Consider the following 17,109-nt stretch of genomic DNA (forward strand, 5'->3'; position numbering starts at 1 on the left):
ACACTACTCTCCTGCTTCGTCTGACTGGTCGCTTTCGAACCAGGGCTTACGCGCTTCCATAATGAGTTTGGCGGCACGCTCTTCATCCATTCCTTCGATATCCATCAAATCGTCAACGGCGAGTTCTGCCAGGTCATCCATCGATTTGATATCGCGGCCAGCCAGGATTTCCAAAAGTTCCGCGTCCATGCCCTCCATGCTTGCCAGAGGCTGAACCGTGCCACCTTCACCGCGCTCCTCGTTGCTGATCTCTCGGGTCAGCAGGACATCCTTGGCGCGGGAGCGAAGTTCATTGACGATGTCCTCGTCAAACTCTTCGATTTCCAGCATTTCCACCACCGGCACATAGGCGACCTCTTCGATACTCGAAAAGCCTTCCTGAGCCAGTATGGTGGCGACTTCTTCGTCAACATTGAGTTCGTCGGTGAATAACCGGACAAGGGATTCGGCTTCGGCTTCGCTTTTTTCCTCGGCCTGCTCCTCGGTCATGACATTGAGCTCCCAGCCCGTCAGTTCCGATGCAAGCCGTACATTCTGACCATTGCGTCCGATTGCCTGCGACAGCTGATCCTCGCTTACCGCCAGGTCCATACTGTGCGAGTCTTCATCCACTACAATGGAGATCACCTCGGCCGGTGACATGGCATTTATGACAAACTGTGCCGCATTTTCGTTCCATAGAACGATGTCAACCCGCTCACCGTTGATCTCGTTAGTCACGGATTGTACACGCGACCCCCGCATTCCCACGCAGGCCCCCACCGGGTCGATACGCGGGTCGTTGGAGTGAACGGCTATCTTTGCCCGCAATCCCGGATCGCGGGCCGCGGCCTTGATATCAATCAAACCTTCGCCCACTTCGGGGACTTCGAGCTTGAACAGCTCGATGAGGAACTCGGGTATCGTACGGCTTACAAACAGCTGCGGGCCACGCGGCTCGGCGCGGACATCATAGAGATAACCGCGAATCCGATCGCCGGGCCGAACCGGTTCACGGGGAATGACGTGTTCGCGGGGAACCACCGCTTCGACATTATTGCCGAGGTCCAGAATGATGCTTCCGCGCTCCAGTCGCTTGACGATGCCGTTGATCAGTTCGCCCTTGCGATCGGCGTACTGCTCAACCACACGGGCACGCTCTGCCTCCCGGACCTTCTGAACGATGACCTGCTTGGCGGTCTGGGCCGCGATGCGGCCAAAGGAGACGGACTCGATTTCCTCTTCGACGAAATCCTCCGGCTGGACGCCCTCTTCATATTCGCGCGCAGCCCCCAGCGTGATCTCCCGTTCAGGATGCTCCAGCTGCTGGACCTCGGAGTCGTCCATCACTTCCCAGCGACGGAACGTTTCATAGTCACCGGTTTCACGGTCGATAGCGACACGGATGTCCACATCACCGCCATGGCGCTTTTTGGTCGCGGTGGCAAGTGCAGCCTCAATGGCTTCAAAAATAATTTCCTTGTCGACGCCCTTTTCGTTGGAAACCGCGTCTACAACCAGAAGGATTTCTTTGTTCATATCCAGCCTTTACTTGCCTAAAACCGGATCCCGTGGAGACCGCATAGCGACTGGCGCAATGCGCTTACCACTCGGGGACCAATTGCGCTTTTTCAACATCCTGCAGGGCAAACACCCACTCCCGGTCATCGCTTTCAAGGATGACATCGGTGCCCCTGATACCGACCAGACGTCCCTTGAAGTTACGCCGCCCCTCCACGGGAATCCCGAGCTTTACCTTGACCCGACTTCCGGCAAAGCGCTCGAAATCTTTCGCCTTGAAAAGCGGTCGGTCTGCGCCTGGAGAGGAGACTTCCAGGGTGTACTGGCCCCGAATCGGATCCTCCACGTCCAGAACCGCACTAATCTGGCGACTCACCCTTGCACAATCGTCGACAGTGATCCCGTCTTCGCTGTCGATGTATATTCGCAATAGTGAATGCAGGCCTTGTGCCCGATACTCGACGCCGACCAATTCATACCCTAATGCCGCCACCGACGGCTCAAGGAGCTCGTCGAGACGTTGACTCATCTGGTCCATTGTGACCCCGGAAACAAAAAATGGGCACGGGCCTGACCCTTACCCTTGAAAAGGCCTTCAGGGACCCTCGGGTAAAGACCAGGCCTTGGCCCATAATCCAAGCGGCGGGTACTCCTCCCCCACCGACCGACCCCATGAGCCGGTTACGAAAAAGCCCCGTGAACGGGGCTTTTTCGCGAAAGATGGTAGCGGGGGTAGGATTTGAACCTACGACCTTCGGGTTATGAGCCCGACGAGCTACCGTACTGCTCCACCCCGCAACTGATTAAGGCATTCTACTCACCACGTATGCGTATTTCAAGGCCGAAAGCCGGGAATTCCCTGCTTCAGGCCTGGCGGCGGCGCAAATGTTGCTTCAAATCGTACCGATAGATGAACCCGGGCAACGCGAACACCAGGAACAGACAGGCGGTCACGGCGAAGAACTCCCAGTCTTGCGGATAAAGGGTGCCGTTCAGCTTGTTTTCCACCCCAAGGGCGACGGCACCGACTACGAAATAGAGCGCCAGCCATTCAGCCCAACGCCACCACGCGCCTTTGCCCCGCTCCCCGCCCGAAAACAGGAAAAAAATCCGCTCGCTCAGCCAGGGCAGGTTGGCGGCCACAAAGGCCAGCCCGATGACCATCCAGACGGCTACCGTCGTATTCATTTCAGAGTCTCATTCCGTGGGCCGCTTCATCCTGTGTGACCGAATGCAGGCTATTAGACGGGCAGTCGTATTCAAAGTTCCGGTGGGCCAAAGATGCCGCAATGGCCTCGCCTTGTCACGCTGCTTTGCGGCCGCCGCTCCTGCGGGTTCACTTCACCGGGACAATTCGGCTATCCGATGGCACTGACGCAGAGGGCCAGCAGGCTTCCGGGGAAAATCCCCAGCCCAAGGACCGCCAGACCGTTGGCCGAGAGGAGGAGCCGAAGGTCCGAGCCGGCTTCCAGCGGGTGTTCATCTTCGGCCTTGTCGAAATACATGTACTTCACGACGCGCAAATAATAGAAGGCACCAACGACCGAAAAGACTACCGCGACCACGGCTACCCATATCAGGTCGATGGAAACCAGGGCCTCGAGTACGGCCAGTTTGGCCCAGAAGCCTAGGAACGGCGGCACGCCCGCCATGGAAAACATCAGGATGAGCATCATCAGGGCGAACCACGGGCTGCGTTCATTGAGTCCCTTGTAATCCTCCAGACGATCGGCCTCGAAGCCGGCCCGGCTCATCAGAACCACCATTCCGAAACCCCCGAGGGTCATGATCACGTAGGCAATCGCATAATACATGCCTGCCGCGTAACCTCCCGGGGTGCCCGCCAGTACACCCATCAGCAGAAAACCGATGTGGGAAATGCCCGAGTAGGCAAGCAGCCGCTTGATATTGCCCTGCGCGATGGCCAGTACGTTACCGAGCGCCACCGACAGCACTGCCAAAAGGATGAGCATGTCCTGCCACTGGGTTTGCAACCCCGGCAATCCATCGACCAGAAGGCGCATCAACATGGCAAAGGCCGCCAGCTTGGGTGCCGAACTGACGAACAGCGTCACGGCAGTGGGGGCACCATGGTAAACATCGGGGACCCACATATGGAACGGCACCGCGCCCAATTTGAAGGCAATGCCCACGATCAGAAACACCAGGCCGAACACGAGCACCAGACTGGAGGGGCCTGCGCCCTGCACTCGAGCGCCCAACTCACCCAGATCAAGCGTGCCGGTAGCCCCATAGAGCATCGACATTCCATAGAGGAGCATCGCAGAGGCCATCGCACCCAGGATGAAATACTTCATGGCGGCTTCGGATGCGGTCACGGAATTCCGATGCAGAGCCACCATCGCGTAGAGGGAGAGTGACATCAACTCCAGCCCCAGGTAGACCGTCAGCAGACTGTGAGCCGAGATCAACACCATCATGCCGAGCACCGCGAACAGGCCCAGCAGGAAGAACTCTCCCTTGAAGAGACCGCGGACGCGCAGATAATCCTTCGCATAGAGAAACACGACAAAAGAGGCGATATACACCATCGACTTGAGCAGCGTCGCCATGGGATCAAGCACGAAAGTGCCGTTCATCGTCACCTGTGCGATCGGACTGGAAAGCCCCAGAGTCAGCACCAGGGCTCCGGCCAGGGTCGCCTGTGACATGAGGTACGTCACCACCCGGCTGCGGTCGCTGAGAAACAGGTCCACGACCAGGATAAGACAGGCCATCCCCAGCACAAACAGTTCGGGCACAACCGGCAGAAAGTCAGGCGTTTCGAAATTCATAGTCTAGTCACTGGTTAATGGTCGCTGGCCGGACGCAGTGCCCAACCACAATCGTTCTTGCTGGCGTTAATCTTCTTCGTGCTGGCTTTCGGTGCCTTCGGTCTAACCTTTTTTGCATAAAGCCACGGAGGCCACCAACCACACAGAAAAACAGCTACGCAATATTCTCGGTGTCCCTCTGTGTCCTCTGTGATTTAAACCTCTCGGCTACAGCTTGGAAACCGCTATATGCTCAACAAGGTTTGCCACCGTCGGCCCCATGACTTCCAGCAGCGGCGCCGGCCACAGGCCAAGAGCGAGGACGGCTATCGCCAAAACGCCGAGAAAGAGGAATTCCCGCGCGTTGATGTCCTTTAACGTGGCCACTCCTTCATGCACCACCTTTCCGTAGATAACGCGCTTGACCATCCACAGGGTGTAGGCCGCCCCGAGAATCAGCGTGGTGGCCGCCAGGAAGGCATACCAGAAGTTGGCCTTGAAGGCGCTCAGAATCACCATGAACTCCCCGACAAACCCTGCGGTACCGGGTAGGCCGGCATTGGCCATGGCGAACAGCACCATGAACCCGGCGAACAGCGGCATCGTGTTCACGACACCGCCGTAGTCGGCGATCTGACGGCTGTGCAGGCGGTCATAGAGAACACCGACACAGAGGAACATGGCCCCCGAGACGAAGCCATGGGAGATCATCTGGACCATCCCCCCCTCGATCCCCATGGCAACACCGCGCCAGCTGCCGGTATTCTCGAAGATGCTGAAGGCAATGAAAAAGCCCAGGGTGACAAAGCCCATATGGGAAATCGACGAGTAGGCTATGAGCTTTTTCATATCCTGCTGGATGAGCGCAACAAAACCGATGTAGACCACCGCCACCAGCGACAGCAGGATCATCAGCCAATCCAGGGAGTGGCTGGCATCCGGCGTAATCGGCAACGAAAAACGCAGAAAGCCATAGGCGCCCAGCTTCAGCATGATGGCGGCCAGGATCACCGAACCGCCGGTGGGAGCCTCCACGTGGGCGTCGGGCAGCCAGGTGTGCACCGGCCACATGGGCACCTTCACCGCGAAGGCAACCAGGAACGCCAGGAACAGCCAAATCTGGGCGGTCAGCCCAATCTGGACCGCGTGAAAATCACCAATCTCGAAGGTTCCGGTCTGAAAATAGAGATAAATGAGCGCGACCAGCATGAAGACCGAACCCAGAAAGGTATACAGGAAGAACTTGACGGTCGCATAAACCCGGTTCGGGCCGCCCCAGACACCGATAATGATGAACATGGGAATCAGCAAAGCTTCCCAGAACACGTAAAAGAGCATGGCGTCCAGCGACGCGAAGGCGCCGTTCATGAGGCCCTCGAGAATCAGGAAAGCCGCCATGTACTGCGCCGGTTTGGTCTTGATGACTTCCCAGCCGGCAATCACCACCAACGCGGTAGTGAACGTGGTGAGGACGATAAGCGGCATTGAAATGCCATCCACGCCCAGGTGGTAATAGACATTGAATGTCGCGATCCAGGGTTGTAGCTCAGTGAACTGCATCCCGGCGGTCGTGGTGTCGAAGCCGGTGAAAAGCAGCACAGAGAGTGCAAAGGTCACCAGCGCAACCAGCAGCGCCAGGACTTTTGCCTCCAGACCGCCGTGACGGCTGCCCGTGGCCAGCACCAGCAGGCCGCCCACGATGGGGATCCAGATCACCAGACTCAGAAGCGGCAGTTCGGAAAACATGCACGTAACCCTGTTTAATTTTTGATTATCCGCAAACGGCCGAATGCCGTGTGAAGCTCAAGCTCAAGCTCAAATGGCAGATATGCCCCGCTATTCCAACCTGATGTCCTGGCGCCCCTTTGCCCTTTGCGGCGAACTCTTTTTCTTAAATGATGAACAGGCCGAACAGTGCCAGCAGACCCAGGATCATCGCGAAGGCGTAGTGGTACAGGTAGCCGGATTGCACATGGCGCATCACCGATGCAAACCAGCCCACCGCAAGGGCTGAACCGTTGACTACCAACCCGTCGATCAGTTTTACATCGCCGAACCGCCACAAGACTCTGCCGATGCCCCGGCTACCGCCGGCAAAGAACCAGTCGTTAAAGTCATCGAAGCCGTACTTGCGATCCAGAATGGCGTACAACCAGCCAAGCTTCTCCCGCAGCATCGCCGGCACGTGGGTGAACTTCATGTACAGCAGATAAGCGGTTGCCACACCCGCCGCGGCCAGCCAGAAAGGCGCGGTCACGAAACCATGCAGGCCGAAGGAGAACCAGCCATGGAAGTCGCCCGCCAGGGCCCCGAGCGTGTCATGAGCGGGAGCCACGACAATGGCCTCCCGGAAGAAGTCACCGAATGCCATGCTGTCCACGAACAGCGCACCCGCAAGAATCGAGGGAATCGCGAGCAGGATCAGCGGCCAGGTCACTACCCGGGGAGTCTCGTGCAGGTGTTTGCGAGTGTGCTCATCCATACGCTCCTTGCCGTGAAACACCAGGAAGTACATACGGAAGGAATACAGCGCGGTCACAAACACGCCGAGCAGAACCGCGATATAGGCGACATCGGAACCCGGCAGTTGCGACTGACCGACCGCCTCGATAATGGAGTCCTTGGAGTAGAAACCGGAAAAGAAGGGAGCGCCAATCAGGGCGAGCGAGCCGATCAGGGTCGTAAGCCAGGTAATCGGCATGTACTTGCGCAGGCCACCCATGTTGCGCATGTCCTGGTCATGGTGCATGGCAATAATTACCGAACCCGCTCCGAGGAACAGCAGTGCCTTGAAAAAGGCATGGGTCATCAGATGGAACATGCCCGCTGCGTAGGCCGACGCGCCCAAGGCAACGGTCATGTAACCGAGCTGGGAGAGCGTGGAGTAGGCAACCACCCGCTTGATGTCGTTCTGCACCAGACCGAGCAAGCCCATGAAAAAGGCTGTAATCGCACCGATGATAAGGATCATCGACAGCGCGGTTTCGGACAGTTCGTAAAGCGGTGACATCCTCGCCACCATGAAGATACCGGCGGTCACCATGGTGGCAGCATGAATGAGCGCCGAAATGGGGGTCGGGCCCTCCATGGAATCGGGTAGCCACACATGCAGCGGTACCTGGGCCGACTTACCCATCGCCCCGATGAAGAGCAGGATGCAGATAACGGTTATCAGGCTCCACTCGGTATCCCCCCAAATGGAGACGGTAACATCCTGGTGCATCTCCACCGTATTGAATACCGCCTGGTAATCCAGGGTATTGAAATACATCAGGACGGCCCCGATACCGAGGATAAAGCCGAAATCGCCAACGCGATTGACCAGGAAGGCCTTGAGGTTGGCGTAAACGGCGCTCTCGCGGGTGGCCCAGAACCCGATCAACAGGTAGGAGACCAGCCCCACTGCCTCCCAGCCGAAAAACAGCTGCATGAAGTTGTTGCTCATGACGAGCATCAGCATCGAGAAGGTGAACAGCGATATATAACTGAAGAAGCGCTGATAGCTGTTTTTCCCGGCCAGACTGTCATTTGGCCAGTTGTGCTCATCGTCTGCCATGTAGCCCACGGTATAGATATGCACCATCAGCGAGACGAAGGTCACCACCACCATCATCATGGTCGATAGCCGGTCGATCAGGAAGCCGATTTCGAAGCGAATGCCATCAGAGATCATCCACGTGTAGACGCTCTGATTGATGGAGCCGATGTCGCCGTTCAAGGCCTTCAGGAACAGCGTGACGGACAGCACGAAGGCGATGCCGACGCCAAGGATGGTCACGCTATGAGCACCCACTCGACCGATCGTGCCGCCGAACAGTCCGGCTATGGCGGAGCCGAAGAGAGGCGCCAGGACGATGGCCAGGGTGATGGCTTCGAGATTCTCCATGGTTTACCCCTTCAGCGTCCCCAGGTCATCAACATTAATGGTGCCCCGATTCCGGAACAGCACCACCAGAATCGCCAGACCGATGGCCGCTTCCGCGGCTGCCACGGTCAGAATGAAAAAGACGAAGATCTGACCGGCGGTATCGTTCAGGTAATAAGAGAACGCAATAAAATTGATATTGACCGCCAGCAGCATCAACTCGATGCACATCAGTAGGATGATGACATTCTTACGGTTGATAAAGATTCCGGCCATGCTCAGGCCAAACAGAATCGCACCGACTGTCAGATAATCGGACAAGGCAACCATTCGCCTCTCCCTCTGTAAGTTCCGTTGTAACGGTCCATGGACCGCTGGATTTTCTTGTTCGAACCGCAGAGACGCAAGAGCGTAAAGAAACGGTTCATAACCTGCTCTGCACTGTTTGTACCTTTGCGGTGAAAACGCTCTACCGCCGTTCCTCGGATTTCATGGAGACCAGCCGTACCCGGTCGCCGCGACGCGCCACCACCTGCCGGCCCGGTTCCTGATAACGGCTATCGGGCCGCCGACGCAATGTCAGTGCGATCGCCGCAATGATGGCCACCAGCAGAATCACCGATGCGATTTCGAAGGGATAGACATAATTGGTATAGAGCTGGAGGCCCAGAACTCGTGTATTGCCCACCTCACCGATCTGCTCCGGGACCGGAGTGCGCTCGAGACCGAAATAGTCGCCCCCGACGACCATTGCCATAACCGCTATCAAGACTATCGCCACCAGCCCGCCAACGGCCAGATAGCGAGCAAAGCCTTCTCGAACTACCGCTATATTGATGTCCAGCATCATTACTACGAACAGAAACAGCACCATGACCGCGCCCACGTAGACCAACACCAGCGCGATGGCGAGGAATTCGGCGCGAAGCAGCAGCCATAAACCGGCAGTACTGAAAAAGCACAGCACCAGAAAGAGTGCTGCGTGCACCGGATTGCGCACGGTAATCACCATGCCGGCGGAAAACACCAGAATGGCGGAAAATGCGTAGAAGACGATCTGTTCAAAAGCCATATGGAGCCGTCATCCCGTTGTTTATGATTAGCGGTACCGGATTAACGATACTGGATTAGCGATACCGGGCCTGGGCTTCGCGATCAGCCTCTATCTGCTTCTCCAGTCGGTCCCCCGCCGCCAGCAGCTGCTCTTTTGTCATCAGCAGGTCACTGCGAACCTCGCCGTGATATTCGTACTCGCGGGTTTCCACGATGGCGTCGACCGGGCAGGCCTCCTCGCAGAACCCGCAAAAGATACATTTACTGAGATCGATATCGTATCGCGTCGTCCGGCGTGAGCCGTCGTCGCGCTGCTCCGACTCGATAGTAATCGCCAGCGCCGGGCAGACCACCTCACACAGCTTGCAGGCAATGCAGCGCTCTTCACCATTGGGGTAACGACGCTGCGCGTGCCGTCCCCGGAACCGTGGAGAGAGTGGCGCACGTTCGTCCGGGTACATCACAGTAAACTTCTTGCCGAAAAAGTAGCGGCCGGTAACCCCCAGGCCAGCGAAGAGTTCCTTGAGGAACAGGCTCTTCAGAAAATTCGGTGCACTCATTCGTTTTATCTCTCCCGCTTCAGGCAACCGCGAACCATGGGCCTACCTCGCCCATGACGAGGCCACCGACCACCACGATCCAGACGATGGTTATGGGGATAAACACCTTCCAGCCCAGACGCATGATCTGGTCATACCGATAGCGCGGAAAGGTGGCGCGGAACCACAGGTACAAAAACAGAAAGAAGCTGGTTTTCAGCAGCATCCAGATGATGCTCGACTGGCCGAGCCAGGTGTCGGTCCAGCCCTGGAAAGGCGACAGCCAACCACCCAGGAACAGCAGTGCGGCAAGGGCCGAAATCAGGATCATATTGGCGTATTCGCCAAGGAAAAATACGGCAAAAGCCATGCCGGAATACTCCACATGGAAGCCGGCGACAATCTCCGACTCGCCTTCGGCCACATCAAACGGAGCACGGTTGGTCTCCGCGACACCGGAGACGAAATAGATGACGAACAGTGGCAGCAACGGCAACCAGAACCAGCTGAACAGGCCGTATTCACCCTGTTGGCTCGTCACTATCTGGCCGAGATTCAGGCTACCGGCGGCCATCAGAACCCCGACCAGAGCAAATCCCATGGCAATCTCGTAGGAAACGATCTGGGCCGCCGAACGCATGGCGCCAAGGAACGCATACTTGGAGTTGGAGGCCCAGCCGGCGATGATCACCCCGTAAACTCCCATCGAGGTGATCGCCAGGACGTACAACAGACCGGCATTGATATCCGCCAGCACCCAACCGTCGGCAACAGGAAGGGCCGCCCAGGCTGCCAGTGAAGGGGCCATCGCCAGCACCGGTGCGATCAGGAACAGTTTTTTATCCGCGCCGGTCGGGATGATGATCTCCTTGAACATCAGCTTCAGCGCATCTGCAATCGGCTGCAGCAGACCGCGCGGCCCGACCCGGTTGGGTCCGATTCGCACCTGCATATACCCGATCACCTTGCGCTCGGCGAGCGTAAGGTAAGCCACGGCAGCAAACAGCGGCCCGAGTATCAGGGCGATCTGGAGCAGAATGGTCAGGCCGATAGCCAGCCATTCAGGCAGGCCCCATTCCATAAATGTGGTTTGCAGAAATTCGGTCATCGGGGTATCCCGTCCACTTCTTGTTCTTTTTCCTACGCCCGCGTGAGCTCAATGCTCGCGAAGGCACCACCCAGGGGTTCGTAACCCCCCGAGGCGATGTAGATGCTCCCCCGCGGAACCCGTTCATCCGCCACCACCGGCAGTTCGATATCGCTGTCACCGCAGCGAACCCGGAGCCGTCCGGCACCACTCAGATCCGCATCGGCCAGAGTGTCGGCACAAGCGTGCACCGCCACCGGAGCAGCAAGTGCCGTATCCTGCAGCGGTGCGGATCGCCGCACCATCGGATCCACAGCATAGATTGGGAAATCCGTGATTCGCACAATGCCGGTGGGAGCCGGCCCGGGGGTAGGCGCCTGCCAGGCACGACCGTTATCCGGCCGGAGATCACTGCATGCGCCCTGCACTTCGGCGAACACTTCGTCGGAGCCCATATAGCCGAAGCCTTCGATATCCAGCAGATTGCCGAACACCCGCAGTAGCTTCCAGGCCGGCCGTGCTTCTCCCGGCGGGTTGGCACAGCCAGTAAAACTCTGCCAGCGACCTTCGCCATTCACATAGGTACCGGAGGTTTCCGGGTAGAGCGCGATGGGCAGAATGGCATCAGCATACTGGCGCATGGCGGGGCTGTCGTAAGCGGATAGCGCAACCACGAACTCGGTCGCTTCCAGCGCGCGTGTGGCCAGCACCGGATCGATACAGTCGCGTTCCGGCTCCAGTCCCAGTAACACGTAACCTGCCAGGCCGGATTCGAACATCGCCTTCCAGTCCTTGCCCGCACCGACCTCGGACCCGGCCACCCCGCGATGCGGCAACGTCCCGGCCAGCCAGGCGCCGGCACTGTTGCCGCCCTCGGCCAGATACCCGAAGCGCACGTCCGCCAGCTCGGCCAATTGCGCCCCCAGTTGCCGCAACGCACCGGCCGCGGGGTGGTACGCACTGATGTTGCCCATCAATACCGTGCCGTTTTTGGCTTCGATCAAGGAGCGGGCGATGGCCTGATGTCGATCATCGATGTCCACGGAGACCAGGGGATCGAGCCCCTCGACGGTAACACCCTGCTGTTCGGCGGCTGCGCTCACCACAGCGGCCAGCTGACCAAGCATGGCCGCCGGGGCATCCACCAGTGTCTCTTCCACGGGGAAGTGGAAGTCATAATCCATGGGGTTGATAAACGATATCCTGGCTCCCTTCAGGGCGGCCTGACGCAAACGCTGGCCAAGCAGCGGCTGCTCGTGGCGCACATTGGAACCCACCAGCAGCGCTGCATCCAGGCTGCTGAGTGAGGCGATCGATTGCCCGAGCCAGGGAAAGCTCGGCATCGCGTCCTGATCCGAAAAGTCCTGCTGCCGTACCCGATGGTCAATATTCGATGAGCCGAGCTTCCTCATGAGTTTCTGAAGCAGATAGAGCTCTTCGGTAGTGGACCAGTCGGCGGCCAGTGCTCCCAGATTCGTTGCCCCGTCCCGGGCGATGATTCGCTTGAGGCCATCGGCTGCGAACGTCAATGCGGTATCCCAATCAGCCTCCTGCCATTGACCATCTTTCTTGATCAGTGGCGTCTTGAGCCGGTCATTGTCATACAAAGCGGTGTAACTGAAACGGTCCCGGTCGGCCAGCCAGGTCTCATTGACCTCTTCATTCTCCCGGGGACCAACACGCATGACGCGAGAGGCGCGCGTATCCACCCGCAGATTGGCGCCGACACAATCGTGGGGGGACACGCTGTTGTGCACGTCCAACTCCCAGGGGCGCGCCGTATAGCGATAGGGCTTTGAGGTCAGGGCACCCACCGGGCAAAGATCAATGACATTGCCCGACAGCTCGGATTCGACCGCATCCTCCAGATAGGTGGTGATCCGCATGTGCTCGCCACGACCAGGTGCTCCCAACTCCATCATGCCCGCAATCTCCTGTCCAAAGCGGACGCAACGCGTGCAGTGGATGCATCGGGTCATGTCGGTGGAGATGAGCGGCCCGATGTTTCTGTCCCGGATAACACGCTTGCCCTCGTTGTAGCGCGAGATATCGTTACCGAAACCCATCGCCATTTCCTGCAGGTCACACTCCCCGCCCTGATCACAGATGGGGCAGTCCAGAGGGTGATTGATGAGCAGGAATTCCATCACCGATCGCTGCGCAGCGATCGCTTTGGGCGAACGGGTATAGACCTTCATCCCACCGGTGACCGGCGTAGCGCAGGCGGGAACGGGCTTGCCGACCTTTTCCACTTCAACCAGGCACATACGGCAATTGGCGGCAATGGAAAGCTTCTTGTGATAGCAGAAGCGTGGAATGGTGATCCCGGCCGCATCGGCGGCTTCGATTACCATCGCACCCTCTTCGGCTTCAATCATTTCGCCGTTGATTTCGATGTCAACCATGTTCTTTCCAGCGTTCTCTCGCCAACGTGAGCGGAATCTTGCGGAGACTTGCCGTTACCGGCCTAAACCATGCACTTGCCGTGTTCGATATGACTCTCGAACTCTTCACGGAAGTGTTTCAGGAAACTGCGCACCGGCATCGCGGCCGCATCGCCCAGGGCGCAAATGGTATGCCCCATGATGTTGCCGGCCACCCGGTCCAGTTTTTCCAGGTCCTCGGGGCTACCCTCGCCATGCTCGATGCGGTGCACCATGCGGGTAAGCCAGCCTGTACCTTCGCGGCATGGCGTACACTGGCCGCAGGACTCTTCAAAATAGAAGTGGGAGAGTCGTGCGAGGGCCCTGACCATGCAGGTGGTCTCGTCCATAATGATGACAGAGCCCGCCCCCAGCATCGAACCGGCCTTGGCGATGGAGTCATAATCCATGTCCATGCCCATCGCCGCATCCGCCGGCAGCACCGGGGTGGAACTGCCGCCCGGAATGACCGCCTTCAGTTTGCGCCCTTTCCAGACGCCTCCGGCCATTTCCAGCAGTTCGGCAAACGGAGTACCCAGGGGAATTTCATAATTGCCCGGTTTTTCCACGTGTCCGGATACGGAAAAAAGCTTGTTGCCGCCGTTGTTCGGCTTGCCTAGCTCCAGGAACCACTGACCGCCCTTTTCCAGGATCACGGGCACCGAGGCGAGTGACTCGGTGTTGTTAATGGTGGTCGGACGACCATAGAGACCATAGCTGGCCGGGAACGGGGGCTTGAATCGCGGCTGCCCCTTTTTGCCCTCGAGGGATTCGAGCAGCGCCGTCTCCTCGCCGCAGATATACGCACCGGCGCCGAGATGGGCTTCGATATCGAAATCGAACCCACTGCCAAAAAGATCCTTGCCGAGCAGCCCCGCTGCGCGCGCCTCTTCGAGCGCGCCCTGGAAGCGTTCATACGGCTCCCAGAACTCGCCACGAATATAGTTGTACCCCATGCTGGCGCCGATCGTATAACCGGCGATAGCCATACCTTCGATCAGCTGATGAGGGTTATAGCGAAGGATGTCGCGATCCTTGCAGGTACCCGGCTCGCCTTCATCCGAATTGCAGACGATGTACTTCTGTCCGGGGACACCTCGCGGCATAAAGCTCCACTTGAGCCCGGTCGGGAACCCCGCACCCCCGCGGCCACGCAGAGCCGACGTCTTCAGCTCGGCGATAATATCGTCCGCTGACGTCTGCTCCTTGAGAATGCGCTCCAGCACCTGATAGCCGCCGACGCTCTTGTAAGCCTCCAGCGTCCAGGCATTTTCGAGGTGCAGTGTGCGGAAGCATATCTGGTTAGTTTTCATAATCAACGGGCTACTGGTTTCCGGTTACTGATTAACGAGCCGGCTTTACATCGAGCGTATCCGCCCACTTGGGGTCAGCGGACCACTCGCGACAAGCGACGGGTAACCAGCAAGTCACATTCATTCAAGAGTGTCCAGCAGACGATCCAGCGTCTCAGGGGTCAGGTTTTCAATATACTCCCGGCCCGACTGTAGCATCGGTGCATTCACGCAGGCCCCAAGGCACTCCACCTCTTTGAGGGTGAACTTTCCATCGGCCGTGGTCTCGCCGAGCTTGATTCCCAAACGCTTTTCCAGATGCTCCACTACCTCATCCGAACCGCGCAGCATGCAGGAGATGTTGGTGCAGATGGAAAGCTTGTGACGCCCGACCGGATTGAGCTCATACATCGAATAGAAGGTCGCCACTTCATAAACCGCAACCGCAGGCATATCCAGGTAGGCGGCTATGGCCCCGATGAGGGCATCCGTCAGATAACCGTCATTTTGCTCCTGCGCAATGCGCAGGGCAGCCATGACCGCCGACTGCTGCTGATCGGACGGGTACTTGGCGATCCAGGAGTCGATCTCGGCTCGGGTTTCCGATGTCAGTAATTCGATGTTTCCCGGTTGCGCCATCAGCGGTCGATCTCCCCAAAAACGATATCCTGCGTACCGATCACCGCCACCACGTCGGCAATCATGTGACCACGAGTCATTTCATTCAATGCGGAGAGGTGGGCGAATCCCGGAGCGCGGATCTTGAGCCGGTAGGGGCGATTGGCGCCATCGGAGACCAGATAGATCCCGAACTCCCCCTTGGGGTGTTCCACCGCGGCATAAGCCTCTCCTTTCGGGAGGGAAATCCCCTCAGAGAAGAGCTTGAAGTGGTGAATGAGCGCTTCCATGTTGCCCTTCATCTCGGTACGCGATGGCGGCGTCACCTTGTGGTCATCCGCCATTACCGGCCCCGGATTCTTGCGCAGCCAGTCCACACACTGTTTGATGATGCGATTGCTCTGCCGGAACTCCTCCATACGCACCAGGTAGCGGTCGTAGCAGTCGCCATTGGTGCCAACCGGAACGTCGAAATCGAGCTGATCATAAACGTCGTAGGGCTGCTTCTTGCGAAGATCCCACTCAATCCCCGAGCCTCGCAGCATCGGGCCGCTAAAACCCAGCTGCAGGGCCCTTTCGGGCGAGACCACTCCGATATCAACCGTACGCTGCTTCCAGATCCGGTTCTCCGTCAGAAGCGTTTCATACTCGTCTACCAGTTTCGGAAAACGATTGGTGAAGTCCTCGATAAAGTCGAGCAGCGAACCCTGCCGCGGACGATTGAGGGCTTCGACCTCCTTGTCGTCGTGCCACTTGGATGACTCGTACTGCGGCATCGAATCGGGCAGATCGCGATAGACGCCTCCGGGCCTGTAGTAGGCCGCGTGCAGACGCGCACCCGAGACCGCTTCATAGCAGTCCATCAGGTCCTCGCGTTCGCGAAAGCAGTAAAGGAACATGGTCATCGCCCCTACATCCAGCGCATGGGAGCCGAGCCACAGCAGGTGATTCAGAATGCGGGTGATTTCATCGAACATCACCCGGATATACTGCCCCCGAATCGGCACCTCGATTCCGGCGAGCTTTTCGATCGCCATGCAGTAGGCGTGCTCATTGCACATCATGGAGACGTAATCGAGCCGATCCATATAGGGGAGCGACTGGAGATAATGCTTGTTTTCGGCCAGTTTTTCGGTCGCGCGGTGCAGTAGCCCGATATGGGGATCCGCACGCTCCACGACCTCCCCGTCCATCTCCAGGACCAGGCGCAACACCCCGTGCGCCGCAGGATGCTGTGGCCCGAAGTTCATGGTGTAGTTGCGAATTTCAGGCACCGGAACTCTCTCCCTTGGTCTCGGGCTCGGCAAAACGATGGTCTTCCCGGATGATGTGCGGTACGAGGCTTCTCGGCTCGATACTCACCGCCTCATAAACCACCCGTTGCCTTTCCGGGTCGTACCGCATCTCGACATTTCCCGACAGGGGGAAGTCCTTGCGAAATGGATGGCCGATAAAACCGTAATCGGTAAGAATCCGGCGCAGGTCCAGATGGCCGTCAAACACAATACCAAAGAGGTCGAACGCCTCACGCTCATACCAATCGGCCGAATCCCATACCTCGACAACCGACGGTATGATCGGCAGTTCATCATCGGAAGCGAACACGCGCAGCCGAAGCCGGTGGTTATTGGTGATCGAAAGCAAGTGATAAACGACAGCAAAGCGAGGGCCTTCCCAGTGCCGGTTTTGCTGTTCGCCGGCAGGCGAGGCGAGATGATACTCACGCGTATCGAGGCTCCCCTGCCCGTAGGTGGAGTAGTCCACTCCACAGACGTCCATAAGCTGCTCGAATCCGAACTGCGGCTGGTCACGGAGTTCGGTGCACAGATTCAAAAGCTGTTCCGGCCTCACCTCGACCGTCAGCTCGCTGCCAACGACACGAGTCTTCACACCATCACTGCCGAAGTACTTTTCAACACGATTCGCTAACTGCAGGTAGTAGTCGGACATGTGCGCTC

The 17,109-nt window shown here is 58.1% G+C and carries 15 protein-coding genes and 1 tRNA gene; all 16 read right to left on the reverse strand.

Annotation, left to right across the window (positions count from 1 at the left end; all coding sequences use genetic code 11):
* Positions 1-3: 3 nt before the first annotated feature.
* Positions 4-1,518 (reverse strand): transcription termination factor NusA, encoded by a 1,515-nt coding sequence (gene nusA, locus BLP65_RS00720; RefSeq protein WP_092991611.1) that lies wholly within the window; start codon positions 1,516-1,518, stop codon positions 4-6.
* A 64-nt stretch (positions 1,519-1,582) separates the two neighbouring features.
* The gene (gene rimP, locus BLP65_RS00725; protein WP_092991613.1) at positions 1,583-2,038 is read right to left on the reverse strand and encodes a ribosome maturation factor RimP; all 456 of its coding nucleotides are present in this window, start codon (positions 2,036-2,038) and stop codon (positions 1,583-1,585) included.
* Positions 2,039-2,221: 183 nt separating this feature from the next.
* Positions 2,222-2,298, reverse strand: a tRNA-Met gene (locus BLP65_RS00730).
* Between the two features lie 66 nt (positions 2,299-2,364).
* Positions 2,365-2,688 carry a DUF2818 family protein gene (locus tag BLP65_RS00735; protein ID WP_092991615.1) on the reverse strand — a complete coding sequence of 108 codons (324 nt, stop codon included), beginning with the start codon at positions 2,686-2,688 and terminating at the stop codon, positions 2,365-2,367.
* 170 nt (positions 2,689-2,858) lie between these two features.
* Complete coding sequence (gene nuoN / locus BLP65_RS00740; RefSeq protein WP_092991617.1) at positions 2,859-4,295, reverse strand: NADH-quinone oxidoreductase subunit NuoN; 1,437 nt, start codon at positions 4,293-4,295, stop codon at positions 2,859-2,861.
* Positions 4,296-4,502: 207 nt separating this feature from the next.
* A complete protein-coding gene (locus BLP65_RS00745; RefSeq protein ID WP_092991619.1) occupies positions 4,503-6,020 on the reverse strand; it encodes an NADH-quinone oxidoreductase subunit M in 1,518 nt (505 codons plus the stop codon).
* A 145-nt stretch (positions 6,021-6,165) separates the two neighbouring features.
* Entirely contained in the window at positions 6,166-8,160 is a 1,995-nt protein-coding gene (nuoL, locus tag BLP65_RS00750; protein WP_092991621.1) for an NADH-quinone oxidoreductase subunit L, read from the reverse strand.
* A gap of 3 nt (positions 8,161-8,163) precedes the next feature.
* On the reverse strand, positions 8,164-8,469 hold the full coding sequence (gene nuoK, locus BLP65_RS00755) for an NADH-quinone oxidoreductase subunit NuoK (protein WP_092991623.1): 306 nt from the start codon (positions 8,467-8,469) through the stop codon (positions 8,164-8,166).
* A 139-nt stretch (positions 8,470-8,608) separates the two neighbouring features.
* Entirely contained in the window at positions 8,609-9,211 is a 603-nt protein-coding gene (locus BLP65_RS00760; RefSeq protein ID WP_092991625.1) for an NADH-quinone oxidoreductase subunit J, read from the reverse strand.
* 55 nt (positions 9,212-9,266) lie between these two features.
* On the reverse strand, positions 9,267-9,752 hold the full coding sequence (nuoI, locus tag BLP65_RS00765; protein ID WP_092991627.1) for an NADH-quinone oxidoreductase subunit NuoI: 486 nt from the start codon (positions 9,750-9,752) through the stop codon (positions 9,267-9,269).
* A 19-nt stretch (positions 9,753-9,771) separates the two neighbouring features.
* The gene (nuoH, locus tag BLP65_RS00770) at positions 9,772-10,839 is read right to left on the reverse strand and encodes an NADH-quinone oxidoreductase subunit NuoH (protein ID WP_092991629.1); all 1,068 of its coding nucleotides are present in this window, start codon (positions 10,837-10,839) and stop codon (positions 9,772-9,774) included.
* Between the two features lie 32 nt (positions 10,840-10,871).
* Positions 10,872-13,223, reverse strand: a complete 2,352-nt coding sequence (gene nuoG, locus BLP65_RS00775; protein WP_092991631.1) for an NADH-quinone oxidoreductase subunit NuoG — start codon at positions 13,221-13,223, stop codon at positions 10,872-10,874.
* Between the two features lie 62 nt (positions 13,224-13,285).
* Positions 13,286-14,554 (reverse strand): NADH-quinone oxidoreductase subunit NuoF, encoded by a 1,269-nt coding sequence (nuoF, locus tag BLP65_RS00780; protein WP_399350580.1) that lies wholly within the window; start codon positions 14,552-14,554, stop codon positions 13,286-13,288.
* A gap of 120 nt (positions 14,555-14,674) precedes the next feature.
* Positions 14,675-15,172 carry an NADH-quinone oxidoreductase subunit NuoE gene (gene nuoE, locus BLP65_RS00785; RefSeq protein ID WP_092991632.1) on the reverse strand — a complete coding sequence of 166 codons (498 nt, stop codon included), beginning with the start codon at positions 15,170-15,172 and terminating at the stop codon, positions 14,675-14,677.
* Entirely contained in the window at positions 15,172-16,425 is a 1,254-nt protein-coding gene (locus BLP65_RS00790) for an NADH-quinone oxidoreductase subunit D (protein WP_092991634.1), read from the reverse strand. Before BLP65_RS00790 ends, nuoE begins: the two co-directional genes overlap by 1 nt.
* Positions 16,418-17,101, reverse strand: a complete 684-nt coding sequence (locus BLP65_RS00795) for an NADH-quinone oxidoreductase subunit C (RefSeq protein ID WP_092991636.1) — start codon at positions 17,099-17,101, stop codon at positions 16,418-16,420. Before BLP65_RS00795 ends, BLP65_RS00790 begins: the two co-directional genes overlap by 8 nt.
* Positions 17,102-17,109: the final 8 nt, after the last annotated feature.

The organism is Thiohalomonas denitrificans, assembly GCF_900102855.1.
Taxonomy (GTDB): Bacteria; Pseudomonadota; Gammaproteobacteria; order Thiohalomonadales; family Thiohalomonadaceae; genus Thiohalomonas; species Thiohalomonas denitrificans.

Excerpts from the sequence above, each read along its gene's own strand:
- nusA (WP_092991611.1), bottom strand. The coding sequence starts at position 1,518 with ATGAACAAAGAAATCCTTCTGGTTGTAGACGCGGTTTCCAACGAAAAG.
- rimP (WP_092991613.1), bottom strand. The coding sequence starts at position 2,038 with ATGGACCAGATGAGTCAACGTCTCGACGAGCTCCTTGAGCCGTCGGTG.
- BLP65_RS00735 (WP_092991615.1), bottom strand. The coding sequence starts at position 2,688 with ATGAATACGACGGTAGCCGTCTGGATGGTCATCGGGCTGGCCTTTGTG.
- nuoN (WP_092991617.1), bottom strand. The coding sequence starts at position 4,295 with ATGAATTTCGAAACGCCTGACTTTCTGCCGGTTGTGCCCGAACTGTTT.
- BLP65_RS00745 (WP_092991619.1), bottom strand. The coding sequence starts at position 6,020 with ATGTTTTCCGAACTGCCGCTTCTGAGTCTGGTGATCTGGATCCCCATC.
- nuoL (WP_092991621.1), bottom strand. The coding sequence starts at position 8,160 with ATGGAGAATCTCGAAGCCATCACCCTGGCCATCGTCCTGGCGCCTCTC.
- nuoK (WP_092991623.1), bottom strand. The coding sequence starts at position 8,469 with ATGGTTGCCTTGTCCGATTATCTGACAGTCGGTGCGATTCTGTTTGGC.
- BLP65_RS00760 (WP_092991625.1), bottom strand. The coding sequence starts at position 9,211 with ATGGCTTTTGAACAGATCGTCTTCTACGCATTTTCCGCCATTCTGGTG.
- nuoI (WP_092991627.1), bottom strand. The coding sequence starts at position 9,752 with ATGAGTGCACCGAATTTTCTGAAGAGCCTGTTCCTCAAGGAACTCTTC.
- nuoH (WP_092991629.1), bottom strand. The coding sequence starts at position 10,839 with ATGACCGAATTTCTGCAAACCACATTTATGGAATGGGGCCTGCCTGAA.
- nuoG (WP_092991631.1), bottom strand. The coding sequence starts at position 13,223 with ATGGTTGACATCGAAATCAACGGCGAAATGATTGAAGCCGAAGAGGGT.
- nuoF (WP_399350580.1), bottom strand. The coding sequence starts at position 14,554 with ATGAAAACTAACCAGATATGCTTCCGCACACTGCACCTCGAAAATGCC.
- nuoE (WP_092991632.1), bottom strand. The coding sequence starts at position 15,172 with ATGGCGCAACCGGGAAACATCGAATTACTGACATCGGAAACCCGAGCC.
- BLP65_RS00795 (WP_092991636.1), bottom strand. The coding sequence starts at position 17,101 with ATGTCCGACTACTACCTGCAGTTAGCGAATCGTGTTGAAAAGTACTTC.